Raw genomic sequence first — 12,051 nt, 5'->3', positions numbered from 1 at the left:
TGGATAGGGTCCTCGGCAATGGCACGCGCGAGGAGAGCGGACTCGTTCACGGCCCGGTGGCGCAAGGCGCTGCACCGGGTCCGCATCGCGGTGCGCAGATCCGGCGTCGACTACTTCCGGGGCGACGGATCCGACTGGGTGGCCCTGGCCGCCCTCCTGCTCACCGTGCCCGCGATCACCGCCGCCACACTCTGGGCCCCGGTGTGGTGCGCGCCCTCCGCGCTCGTCCTGCCGATCGTGGCCGGCGGACTCCTGCTGCGCCCGGCCAACCTGCTCGGCCTGTACGCGGCCGCCGCGACCGCCCTGATCGTGGAGTCCGTACGGCTCGGCCCCTACACCTCGGGGCCCTCCCGGGTCACCCCGGGAACCGTCCTCGTGGTGGCCGCGTGCGGGCTCTTCGGGCTGCTCATCGCCCAGTTCAGGGCCCGGGTCGGGGTGCCCTGGCGGCGCGGCGGCACCATGCTCTTCGACCTGCGCGAACGCATCCGGGTCCAGAGCGCGCTGCCCCAGCTGCCCAAGGGCTGGCACCGCGAGATGGCGCTGCGGCCGGCCGGCGGCCAGTCCTTCTCCGGCGACTTCGTCGTCGCCGCCCGCACCGGCGACGGACGCACCCTGGAGATCGTCCTCACCGACGTCTCCGGCAAGGGCATGGACGCGGGATCGCGCGCCCTGCTGCTCTCCGGCGCGTTCGGCGGCCTGCTCGGCTCGCTGCCCCCGCACGCCTTCCTGCCGGCCGCCAACGGCTATCTGCTGCGCCAGGACTGGGACGAGGGCTTCGCCACCGCCATCCACCTCGTCCTCGACCTCGACTCCGGCGACTACGAACTCCTCTCGGCCGGGCATCCGCCGGCCCTCCAGCTCCACGCTGGCTCCGGGCGCTGGCACGAACAGGCCGCCGAGGGGCCGCTGCTCGGCGTCTACGACGGCGCGGAATTCCACCCGGCCAAGGGCTCCCTCGCCCCTGGCGACGTCCTGCTGCTCTTCACCGACGGGCTCGTGGAGACCTCCGAACGCGACATCGCCGAAGGCATCGACCGCCTCACCGGCGAGGCCGACCGCTATGTCTCGACGGGCTTCTCGGGCGCGGCCTGGCACCTGATCGAAGCGGTCGCCAAGGACGTCAACGACGACCGGGCGCTGCTCCTGATCAGGCGGGACGCGTAAGAGCCGGCCGGCCCGGGAGCTCAGGCGCCCGGCCGGGCACCCGGCGCCGGGGCGGCGCGCTGTGCTTTCCGGTGGCTGAAACCGGCCGTGCTCGCGGCCCACGCCCGCCCGAACTCGGCGAACACCCTTGGCCAGGTCGCCTGTTGGCCGGATCCTTACCTTGGCGATCCGTCACCGGGGAACAACCAGCGGGGTGTTGGTGGCACGATAGTCACTGTGGGGGTGTGGGCGGCACGCTCCCGGGCCGGCAAGGCGGACCGACCAAGGGTGTGTGATCAGTTGTGGCCATCTCACTGTCAGTGGTGCTGCTGTTGGCGGTCATCCTCGTGGTGCTCATCCGCGGCGGCTCCATCAAGGCCGGTCCGGCCATCGTCGCCATACTGTTCGGCTTCTTCCTGGCCTCGACGGGCATGGCCCCCTCGATCCAGCACTTCCTGAACTCGATAGCGGATTCGATCAACCAGATCAAGTTCTAGGACACGACCGCGGTTTGCGGCCTGCGGTTTGCGGCCTGCGGCCCAGGAAAGGCGCGACGTCCCGCCCGGCGCGAGACGTCCGCCGGGCCCTCGCGCGGACTCAAACGGCGAGAGCCGGTCCCGCGCGTGGCGGTACCGGCTCTGACCTGGTGATTCTGCGTGGAGCGGGCGACGGGAATCGAACCCGCGTAGCTAGTTTGGAAGACTAGGGCTCTACCATTGAGCTACGCCCGCGAGCAGCGCGCCGCCGGTCCTGGTGACCGCGGCACGTAGAGCATCGTAGCGGGTCACCCCCGGGGCGTGCACACCGCGCCCCCGTGGTGGGCTCCGGTCGGCGGCCGGCCCACCGGAGAACGGACCGGGGACGGGCCGGAGACGGCCAGGAGCGCGGCCGCAGGGCTAAGGGGCCGACGCGGGGCGCGCGGGCATGTACCCTACGTCTCGCACCGACGGGGTGTGGCGCAGCTTGGTAGCGCGTCCGCTTTGGGAGCGGAAGGCCGTGGGTTCAAATCCCGCCACCCCGACCAGCGTCACCGGCGTTCGATCTCCGTGGTCTCCGTAGCGGTCTCCGCGTAGCAAGATCACATTGTGGGTGGCATCCCGCTTGCGGTTACTATGCAAGCTGCGTGCCCGTGTGTCTGATGAATGATGTACCGGGCCCCATCCGCCAAGACCGTCGGTCTTCGGCAGAACCCCCCAAAGAAGTCAGCCACAAGGAGACCGAACCGTGAAGAGCGCCGTGGAGACCCTGAACCCGACTCGGGTTCGGCTCACTGTCGAGGTGCCCTTCGAGGAGCTCAAGGACAGCCTCGACGCGGCGTACAAGAAGATCAACCAGCAGGTCACGGTCAAGGGCTTCCGCAAGGGCAAGATCCCGGCCCGCGTGATCGACCAGCGGTTCGGTCGTGGCGCCGTGCTCGAAGAGGCCGTCAATGACGCGCTTCCGAAGTTCTACACCGAGGCGATCAACGAGGCGGAGCTCAACCCGCTGGGTCAGCCCGAGGTCGACATCACCGAGCTGAAGGACGGCGAGACGCTGAACTTCACCGCTGAGGTCGACATCCGTCCGGCCATCGAGATCCCGGACTACTCCGGCATCGAGGTCACCGTTGACGCCGTCGAGGTCAGCGACGAGGACGTCGAGAAGTCCGTGGAGCAGCTGCGCGAGCGCTTCGCCTCCACCTCGCCGGTCGAGCGTGCCGCCGAGGACGGCGACGTCGTGACGATCGACCTGACGGCCAAGGTCGACGGCGAGGTCCTTGAGGACGGCGTGGCCGAGGGTGTCTCGTACACCATCGGCTCCGGCGAGCTCCTTGAGGGCATCGACGAGGCCGTGAAGGGCCTGGAGGCCGGTGGCGAGGCCACCTTCACCTCCGAGCTCAAGGGCGGCTCGGCCGAGGGCAAGGAGGCCGAGGTCACCGTCAAGGTCACCCAGGTCGCCGCCCGTGAACTGCCCGCCCTGGACGACGACTTCGCGCAGCTCGCGTCGGAGTTCGACACCCTGGACGAGCTCAAGGCCGACAGCCGCAAGCGCCTTGAGAACATGAAGCAGTACGACCAGGCCACCCAGGCCCAGGAGCGCGTCCTGGACGAGCTCCTGAAGCTGGCCGAGGTCCCGATCCCCGAGAAGCTTCTCGCGGACGAGATCCAGACCCGCAAGCACAACCTCGAGCACCACCAGCTCGGCCAGATGGGCATCGACCTCGCCAAGTACCTGGAGATCCAGGGCAAGACCGAGGAAGAGTTCACCGCCGAGACCGAGGAGCAGGCGGTCAAGGGCATCAAGACGCAGTTCATCCTTGACGAGCTCGTCAACAAGGAGAAGCTGAACGTCAACCAGGAGGAGCTGACCGAGCACCTCATGCGGCGCGCCGCCTCCTCCGGCATGAGCCCCGACCAGTTCGCCCAGGCTGTCGTCGAGGGTGGCCAGGTGCCGATGCTCGTGGGCGAGGTCGCCCGCGGCAAGGCGCTCGCCGTCGTCGTCGAGGCCGCCAAGGTCACCGACACCAACGGTGAGATCGTCGACCTGGACGACGCCGAGGACGAGGCCGCCGAGACGGTGGAGGCCGCCGCCGACGCCGAGCCCGCCGAGGCCGAGGCCGCGGAGAAGACCGAGGCCTGAGCCTCCGCATGACCCGAGCGAGGGCCCGTACGCAGTCGCGTACGGGCCCTTGTCCGTAGCCGGTCCCCCTTCATTCGCCTTCAACCACCTTGCGCTCCGAGCGAACAGTTCGGGAACCGGGATGGCGTTGTCCCACCTGCGCGTTAGGGTCCATGAATACGAGGGTGGTGGAGTCTGGCGAACCGGAGTCCGCACCCCCGGAACGAAGACGCTGAGACGGTTGAAGCCGTCAGAGACGAGCAGGTGGATACGTGACGAATCTGATGCCTTACGCCGCCGGTGAGCCGTCCCTCGGTGGTGGCCTCGGTGACCAGGTCTACAGCCGACTGCTCAACGACCGCATCATCTTCCTCGGCCAGCAGGTCGACGACGAGATCGCCAACAAGATCACCGCCCAGATGCTCCTCCTGGCCGCCGCCGACCAGGACAAGGACATCTACCTCTACATCAACAGCCCCGGTGGCTCGGTGACGGCCGGCATGGCGGTCTACGACACCATGCAGTACATCCAGAACGACGTGGTCACGATCGGCATGGGCATGGCCGCCTCGATGGGTCAGTTCCTGCTGACCGGTGGCGCCGCCGGCAAGCGCTTCGCGCTCCCCAACACCGACATCCTGATGCACCAGGGCTCCGCCGGCATCGGCGGCACCGCCTCCGACATCAAGATCCAGGCCGAGTACCTGATCCGCACGAAGAAGCGCATGGCGGAGATCACTGCCGCGCACTCCGGGCAGTCCGTCGAGACGATCATCCGCGACGGCGACCGCGACCGCTGGTACACGGCGGAGGAGGCCAAGGACTACGGCCTCATCGACGAGATCATCTCCGCTGCCTCGGGTGTTCCGGGCGGCGGCGGCACCGGGGCCTGAGCCCCGAACCGCACCGCTTCCCCCGCCCACTTGAACGCCACCAGGATGGTGAACACCCCCATGAGCAACATCAACTCGGCTGCCGCGAACGGCCTTTACACGGGCCCCCAGGTCGACAGCCGCTACATCGTCCCGCGCTTCGTCGAGCGCACCTCGCAGGGCGTGCGTGAGTACGACCCGTACGCGAAGCTCTTCGAGGAGCGCGTGATCTTCCTCGGCGTGCAGATCGACGACGCGTCCGCCAACGACGTCATGGCGCAGCTCCTGTGCCTGGAGTCGATGGACCCCGACCGCGACATCTCCATCTACATCAACAGCCCGGGTGGTTCCTTCACCGCCCTCACGGCGATCTACGACACGATGCAGTTCGTGAAGCCCGACATCCAGACGGTCTGCATGGGCCAGGCGGCCTCCGCCGCCGCCGTCCTGCTCGCCGCCGGCACGCCGGGCAAGCGCATGGCGCTGCCCAACGCCCGCATCCTGATCCACCAGCCCTCGGGCGGCACCGGCCGCGAGCAGCTCTCCGACCTGGAGATCGCGGCCAACGAAATCCTCCGGATGCGTACGCAGCTGGAGGAGATGCTGGCCAAGCACTCGACGACGCCGCTGGAGAAGATCCGCGACGACATCGAGCGCGACAAGATCCTCACGGCCGAGGACGCGCTGGCCTACGGCCTGGTCGACCAGATCGTCTCGACCCGCAAGACGGGCGCCCCCGCGGCCGCCTGAACCACTTCGGAGCCCCCGGCGCGGTCCACTCACCAGTGAACCGCGCCAAGGGGGGCCCGGACGGGGGGTTCGGCAAGGTACCGTCGGTAGGGGGTCTGGGGGTGTCCCCCCGGAACACGCAGTAGGCACCAGGAGGCGGCGCACATGGCGTCTCCCAGGCGAAGGGGAAGCACCTCGTGGCACGCATCGGTGACGGCGGCGACCTGCTCAAGTGCTCGTTCTGCGGAAAGAGCCAGAAGCAGGTGAAGAAGCTCATCGCAGGCCCCGGGGTGTACATCTGCGACGAGTGCATCGACCTCTGCAACGAGATCATCGAGGAGGAGCTGGCGGAGTCCTCCGAGGTGCGGTGGGAGGAACTGCCCAAGCCGCGCGAGATCTATGAGTTCCTTGAGGGCTACGTGGTCGGGCAGGAGCCCGCCAAGAAGGCCCTCTCGGTGGCGGTCTACAACCACTACAAGCGGGTGCAGGCCGGCGAGAACGGCGGCGGCACGAGCCGGGACGACGCGATCGAGCTCGCCAAGTCCAACATCCTGCTGCTCGGCCCCACCGGCTCCGGCAAGACGCTCCTCGCGCAGACGCTCGCCCGCATGCTCAACGTCCCGTTCGCCATCGCCGACGCCACCGCGCTCACCGAGGCGGGCTACGTCGGCGAGGACGTCGAGAACATCCTGCTCAAGCTGATCCAGGCCGCTGACTACGACGTCAAGAAGGCCGAGACGGGCATCATCTACATCGACGAGATCGACAAGGTGGCCCGCAAGAGCGAGAACCCCTCGATCACCCGCGATGTGAGCGGCGAGGGCGTCCAGCAGGCCCTGCTCAAGATCCTGGAGGGCACCACCGCCTCCGTCCCGCCCCAGGGCGGACGCAAACACCCCCACCAGGAGTTCATCCAGATCGACACGACGAACGTGCTGTTCATCGTGGGCGGCGCCTTCTCGGGGCTTGAGAAGATCATCGAGTCGCGGGCCGGCGCCAAGGGCATCGGCTTCGGCGCCACCATCCGCTCCAAGCGCGAGATCGAGGCCAGCGACCAGTTCCAGGAGGTCATGCCGGAGGACCTGGTGAAGTTCGGGATGATCCCCGAGTTCATCGGCCGCCTGCCCGTCCTCACCTCGGTCCACAACCTCGACCGCGAAGCCCTCCTCCAGATCCTGGTCGAGCCCCGCAACGCGCTCGTCAAGCAGTACCAGCGCCTGTTCGAACTCGACGGCGTGGAGCTGGACTTCGACCGCCCCGCGCTCGAAGCCATCGCCGACCAGGCCATCCTGCGCGGCACCGGCGCGCGCGGCCTGCGCGCCATCATGGAGGAAGTCCTCCAGTCGGTGATGTACGAGGTCCCCTCCCGCAAGGACGTGGCCCGCGTCGTCATCACCGCCGACGTCGTCCGCAACAACGTCAACCCGACGCTGGTCCCGCGCGAGCCGCGCATCGTGAAGAACGACGGGCGGCACGAGAAGAGCGCGTAACGCCGCTGTCCATCCGCACGACGAAGGGGCGCCCGGTCAACTTCCTTGACCGGGCGCCCCTTTCACGTGCGCTCCGCGACCGTCAGACCTTCTGGCGCGAGGTGTTGTAGAGCGAGGCCGTCAGCTTGGCGGCGTCGTCCTGACTCGCGCCCCCGCCGGTGGCGGCCTTGCCCAGGTCCATCAGGATCACCACGCCGTACGTGCTGTAGTCGGCCCACACGCACGCCGGGGCCGTGAACTCCTTGGGCCCCTTGTCGAGCGAGCCGTCGCCGTTGGCGTTGGTGAACTTCATGTCCTGGCACTTCATCAGCGCGCCTTTGAACCCGGCCGGCTTGACCAGCTTGGCCGTGCCGACCAGCTCCGCCTTGATGGTCTTGTTCTTGGCGGTGCTGTCCTTGGCGTTCTGGAACGAGGCGTCGATCACCTTCGCCGGGTCGGAGATCTGCCCCCACACCGCCTGCACCTGGAGCATCTTGGCGGTCAGCGGGTTCTTGGCGGGGTCACCCTGGTCGTACGAGGTGGCCACCTGCTGCGGGTTCTTGACGCCGAGCGCTTCGGCCTTCTTCTTCTGCTCGTCCGTCATGGCCTGCGTCTGATCGCCCGTCGCGTCCTTCTTGTAGTCGTCGACCGTGGCGGGCAGCACGACCTTGTAGCCCTTGGTGGCGTCCGACACGTCGGAGTTGCTGGCACCCCCCTTGGTGAGGAACCACACGCCGCCGCCGATGACCGCGAGCGCCACGACGGCCGCCGCGACGATCAGGCCCGTCTTCTTCTTCGGGGGCGCGGGCTGCGCCGGGCCGCCGTACGGGGGCTGCTGACCGTAGCCGGGCTGCTGGCCGTAGGGGGCCTGCTGGGGCGGGTAGCCGTAGGGCGGCTGCTGCGGCGGCTGCTGGCCGTAGGGGCCCGCCTGCTGCGGCGGCACGCCCTGCGGGGCCTGCTGCGGGTATCCGTAACCGGGCTGCGGCTGGCCGGGCTGACCGTACGGCTGCTGCGGCGGCTGCTGGCCGTACGGACCGGGCTGCTGAGGCTGGCCACCGTACGGGCCCGGCTGGTTGTAGCTCATTGCTTGGTTCCCCCTAGGGATGTTTATCCGATCCGGACATCCTGGCCGAAGGCCCGTCGCCGTGGTGCATCGGGGGGCCCACCGTTACCAAAGATTCCCGTTTCAGTACGGGCCCGTGACACCCCTAAACTGGCCCGGTGACCGAGAACACTCAGCAGCAGAATCCAGCGCCCCCCACCGAACTGCCGACCCAGTACGCGCCGGCCGAGGTAGAGGGGAAGCTGTATGAGCGCTGGGTAGAGCGCGGGTACTTCACCGCCGACGCGGACTCCGACAAGGACCCGTACACCATCGTCATCCCGCCGCCGAACGTCACGGGCGCGCTGCACCTGGGCCACGCCTTCCAGGTCACGCTCATGGACGCGCTCACCCGCCGCAAGCGGATGCAGGGCTACGAGACGCTGTGGCTGCCCGGCATGGACCACGCGGGCATCGCCACGCAGAACAAGGTCGAGCAGCAGCTCGCCGAGGAGGGCAAGTCCCGCCAGGACCTCGGCCGCGAGGCGTTCACCGAGCGCGTGTGGCAGTGGAAGGGCGAGTACGGCGGCCGGATCCTGGGCCAGCTCAAGCGGCTGGGCGCGGGCCTCGACTGGTCGCGCGAGCGGTTCACCATGGACGAGGGCCTGTCCAAGGCCGTCCAGACCATCTTCAAGAACCTCTACGACGACGAGCTGATCTACCGCGCCGAGCGCATCATCAACTGGTGCCCGCGCTGCCTGACGGCCATCTCCGACATCGAGGTGGAGTACCAGGAGGACCCGGGCGAGCTGGTCTCCCTGAAGTACGGCGAGGGCGAGGACACCCTGGTCGTGGCCACCACACGCGCCGAGACGATGCTCGGTGACACCGCCATCGCCGTCCACCCCGACGACGAGCGCTACCGGCACCTGGTCGGCAAGCTCATCAAGCTGCCGCTGACCGACCGCTCCATCCCGGTCGTCGCCGACGCGCACGTCGACCCCGAGTTCGGCACCGGCTGCGTCAAGGTGACCCCGGCGCACGACCCGAACGACTTCGCCATCGGGCAGCGGCACGGCCTGGAATCCATGACGATCATGGACGAGCGCGGTGTCATCACCGTCCCCGGCCCCTTCCAGGGACTCGACCGCTACGAGGCCCGCTCGGCCGTCGTGGGCGCGCTCAAGGAGCAGGGCCGCATCGTCGCCGAGAAGCGCCCCTACATGCACTCGGTCGGCCACTGCTCGCGCTGCAAGACCACGGTCGAGCCGCGCCTTTCGATGCAGTGGTGGGTCAAGGTCGGCCCGCTCGCGCAGGCGGCCGGTGACGCGGTCCGCGACGGCCGGGTCAAGATCCACCCCGAGGACATGTCGAAGCGGTACTTCGACTGGGTCGACAACATGCACGACTGGTGCATCTCGCGCCAGCTGTGGTGGGGCCACCGCATCCCGATCTGGTACGGCCCCGAGGGCCAGGTCGTGTGCGTCGGGCCCGACGACGAGATCCCCACCGGCGAAGGCTGGCACCAGGACCCCGACGTCCTGGACACCTGGTTCTCGTCGGGCCTGTGGCCGTTCTCCACGCTCGGCTGGCCGGAGAAGACCGCCGACCTGGAGAAGTTCTACTCCACCGACGTCCTGCTCACCGGCCACGACATCATCTTCTTCTGGGTCGCCCGGATGATGATGTTCGGTCTGTACGCGATGGACGGCGAAGTCCCGTTCAAGACGGTCGCGTTGACGGGTCTGGTGCGCGACGAGTTCGGCAAGAAGATGTCGAAGTCCAACCCCAACGCGGTCGACCCGCTGGACTGGATGGACAACTACGGCTCGGACGCGGTCCGCTTCACCCTTGCCAAGGGCGCCAACCCTGGCGCGGACGTTCCGATCGGCGAGGACTGGGTCCAGGCGTCCCGCAACTTCGCCAACAAGATCTGGAACGCGACCCGCTTCGCGCTCATGAACGGCGCCACCGTCGAGGGTGAACTCCCGCCCGTGGAGCGGCTTTCGGCGACCGACCGGTGGATCCTGTCGCGGCTCAACAAGACCGTGGCCGAGGTCGACGCGTACTACGAGGACTACCAGTTCGCCAAGCTCAGCGAGGCGCTGTACCACTTCGCGTGGGACGAGGTCTTCGACTGGTACGTGGAGCTGTCCAAGACCACGTTCTTCGCGGGCGGCGAGCAGGCGAAGGTCTCGGGCCGGGTCCTCGGTGAGGTCCTTGACGTGATGCTGCGGGTCCTGCACCCGATCGTCCCGTTCGTCACCGACACCCTGTGGACGACGCTGACCGGCGGCGAGTCCCTGGTCGTCGCCGACTGGCCCCGCGACAGTGGCTTCCGCGACGAGGCCGCCGAGCGCGAGATCGAGCTGGTCCAGCAGGTCGTCACCGAGGTCCGCCGCTTCCGTTCCGACCAGGGTCTCCAGCCCGGCCAGAAGGTCCCGGCCGAGCTCACCCTGAGCGGCACGGCGCTGGCCCCGCACGAGGCGGCCATCCGTCAGCTGCTCCGCCTCCAGCCGGCCGGCGAGGACTTCCACGCCACCGCGTCGCTGCCGGTCGCGGGCGCCACGGTCGCGCTCGACCTGTCGGGCACCATCGACGTCGAGGCCGAGCGCAAGCGTCTGACCAAGGACCTGGGCGCGGCCGAGAAGGAGAAGGCGGACGCGAACAAGAAGCTCGGCAACGAGGCGTTCCTCGCCAAGGCGCCGGACAACGTGGTCGACAAGATCCGGGGCCGCCTTGCCAAGGCGGAGGCCGACATCGAGCGGATCACCCGCCAGATCGCGGCCCTGCCCCAGGGCTGACCCGGCCGCCGTACCTCCCGTACGCCGTCGCAGTACGCGGGTGAGGGCCCCCAGGACTTCGGTCCCGGGGGCCCTTCGCGTGCGGAGCGCCGCGCGGGCCCGTGCGAGCGTCGCGCGGGGGAGGGGCGGCGTCCATCCGGCCACGTGCGGCATATCACTGCGTGGGGGCCGTTCGGCGCAGGTGTGGGGGTCCCCAGACCTTGGATGATGGAGAGCATGCACTCGCCGTCCCCGACCTCCGCGCCGCGCCGCGCGACGGCGGCGGCGCGTGCCGCGAGCGCGCGCTGGGTCGGCGACGACCGCGCCATGGACGTGCTGATCGCGCTGAGCTGCTTCGGCCTGATGATCCTCGACGTGCCGGGCCTTGCCAGGGACGACAACTCGCTCAACAGCTACACCGCGCCGCCCGTCCTCGCGCTCGGCGCCGCCACCCTGCTCCTGCGCAGGCGCTGGCCGTGGCTGCCCTACCTGGTGGCGCTCGGCTATCTGGGCTGGCTGCACCAGCTGAACCTGGTGCAGTTCGCGCTGTACTCGCTCGGCCGCTTCCGCGGGCGGCGCGCCGGCATCCTCGCCACCTGCGGCTACATCGCGGTGGCGTACGTCCTGTTCAACCTGCCGGGCTGGCCCGACATCCGGGGCGAGACGCTGAGCTCGTTCCTGGCGATCGTGGTGCCGGTCGGGGTGCTCGCCTGCGGTGTCGGCATCTCCGCCTACCGGCACGACCTCGTCCACGAACTGGAGGCCCAGCGCGCCCAGACCGCGGGTCTGCGCGCCGTGCAGGCCGAGCGGATCTCGGTGGCCCGGGACGTGCACGACATGGTGGGGCGCGAGCTGACGATGCTCGCGGTGCGCTCCGAAGTGCTCGCCGTGCGGGCCAGGAACGAGCCGCACCACAAGGACTTCGAAGAGCTCGCCGACAGCGCGCGCCGCGCCCACCTCATGCTGAACGAGATCATCGTGCGGCGCGCCGACGAACGCACCGCGACGCCCGGCCTGGACGGCCTGCCCGCGCTGGCCGAGGAGAGCCGGCTCGCGGGCACCCCGGTCGGGCTCGACATCGAGGCGGACGCGCACCGGCTCTCGCCGCTGCGGCAGGCGGCCGTGTACCGGGTGGTGCAGGAGTGCCTGACCAACTCCGTCAAGCACGCCAGGGGCGAGCCGGTCGCGGTGACGATCCGGCTGGTGGCGGGGGACCTCGTGGTCACCGTGCAGAACCCGCTGCCGCGCTCGGCGCCGGTGAAGGAGCCGGTCTCCTCGGGGACCGGCACGTTCTCGATGCGCGAGCGGGTGGACAGCATGGGCGGCTCGCTCACCACCACCCGTACCGACACCACCTACGAGGTGCGGGCGACGCTGCCGGCGGGCGCGGTGGGCTGAGCCGTCCCGCGCGGGAG

The 12,051-nt window shown here is 69.2% G+C and carries 9 protein-coding genes and 2 tRNA genes; 9 read left to right on the top strand and 2 right to left on the bottom strand.

Annotation, left to right across the window (positions count from 1 at the left end; translation table 11 throughout):
- The first annotated feature begins 18 nt into the window (after nt 1-18).
- Both ACFYM2_RS22240 and ACFYM2_RS22235 read left to right on the top strand, forming a co-directional pair.
- Nucleotides 19-1,164: a PP2C family protein-serine/threonine phosphatase gene (locus ACFYM2_RS22240; RefSeq protein WP_359000237.1), complete on the top strand. Its 1,146-nt coding sequence runs from the start codon at nt 19-21 to the stop codon at nt 1,162-1,164.
- 281 nt (nt 1,165-1,445) lie between these two features.
- Nucleotides 1,446-1,640, top strand: a complete 195-nt coding sequence (locus tag ACFYM2_RS22235) for a hypothetical protein (RefSeq protein ID WP_359000234.1) — start codon at nt 1,446-1,448, stop codon at nt 1,638-1,640.
- 160 nt (nt 1,641-1,800) lie between these two features.
- Here ACFYM2_RS22235 and ACFYM2_RS22230 read toward each other — a convergent pair.
- Nucleotides 1,801-1,874, bottom strand: a tRNA-Gly gene (locus ACFYM2_RS22230).
- 216 nt (nt 1,875-2,090) lie between these two features.
- Between ACFYM2_RS22230 and ACFYM2_RS22225 the strand changes: the two genes are divergently transcribed.
- The 5 genes from ACFYM2_RS22225 (at nt 2,091) to clpX (ending at nt 6,832) form a co-directional block, all read left to right on the top strand.
- A tRNA-Pro gene (locus ACFYM2_RS22225) sits at nt 2,091-2,167 on the top strand.
- 200 nt (nt 2,168-2,367) lie between these two features.
- Complete coding sequence (gene tig / locus ACFYM2_RS22220) at nt 2,368-3,762, top strand: trigger factor (RefSeq protein WP_359000231.1); 1,395 nt, start codon at nt 2,368-2,370, stop codon at nt 3,760-3,762.
- 263 nt (nt 3,763-4,025) lie between these two features.
- Nucleotides 4,026-4,634: an ATP-dependent Clp protease proteolytic subunit gene (locus ACFYM2_RS22215; protein ID WP_350234561.1), complete on the top strand. Its 609-nt coding sequence runs from the start codon at nt 4,026-4,028 to the stop codon at nt 4,632-4,634.
- A 45-nt stretch (nt 4,635-4,679) separates the two neighbouring features.
- Nucleotides 4,680-5,363, top strand: coding sequence for an ATP-dependent Clp protease proteolytic subunit (locus tag ACFYM2_RS22210; RefSeq protein ID WP_350234560.1), 684 nt, complete (start codon nt 4,680-4,682; stop codon nt 5,361-5,363).
- Nucleotides 5,364-5,539: 176 nt separating this feature from the next.
- Nucleotides 5,540-6,832: an ATP-dependent Clp protease ATP-binding subunit ClpX gene (gene clpX, locus ACFYM2_RS22205; RefSeq protein WP_350230266.1), complete on the top strand. Its 1,293-nt coding sequence runs from the start codon at nt 5,540-5,542 to the stop codon at nt 6,830-6,832.
- A gap of 82 nt (nt 6,833-6,914) precedes the next feature.
- On the opposite strand, the gene ACFYM2_RS22200 is transcribed toward clpX, so the two are convergent.
- Entirely contained in the window at nt 6,915-7,895 is a 981-nt protein-coding gene (locus ACFYM2_RS22200) for a hypothetical protein (protein WP_388838481.1), read from the bottom strand.
- Nucleotides 7,896-8,032: 137 nt separating this feature from the next.
- Here ACFYM2_RS22200 and ACFYM2_RS22195 point away from each other — a divergent pair, with 137 nt between their 5' ends.
- Nucleotides 8,033-10,657, top strand: coding sequence for a valine--tRNA ligase (locus ACFYM2_RS22195; RefSeq protein ID WP_388454987.1), 2,625 nt, complete (start codon nt 8,033-8,035; stop codon nt 10,655-10,657).
- 216 nt (nt 10,658-10,873) lie between these two features.
- The gene (locus ACFYM2_RS22190; protein WP_359000221.1) at nt 10,874-12,034 is read left to right on the top strand and encodes an ATP-binding protein; all 1,161 of its coding nucleotides are present in this window, start codon (nt 10,874-10,876) and stop codon (nt 12,032-12,034) included.
- Nucleotides 12,035-12,051: the final 17 nt, after the last annotated feature.

The organism is Streptomyces sp. NPDC006711 (genome assembly GCF_042869775.1).
In the GTDB taxonomy this organism is placed as follows: Bacteria; Actinomycetota; Actinomycetes; order Streptomycetales; family Streptomycetaceae; genus Streptomyces.
The sequence above is the reverse complement of the archived record's forward strand: the minus strand, read 5'-3'. Positions and strand labels throughout refer to the sequence as shown.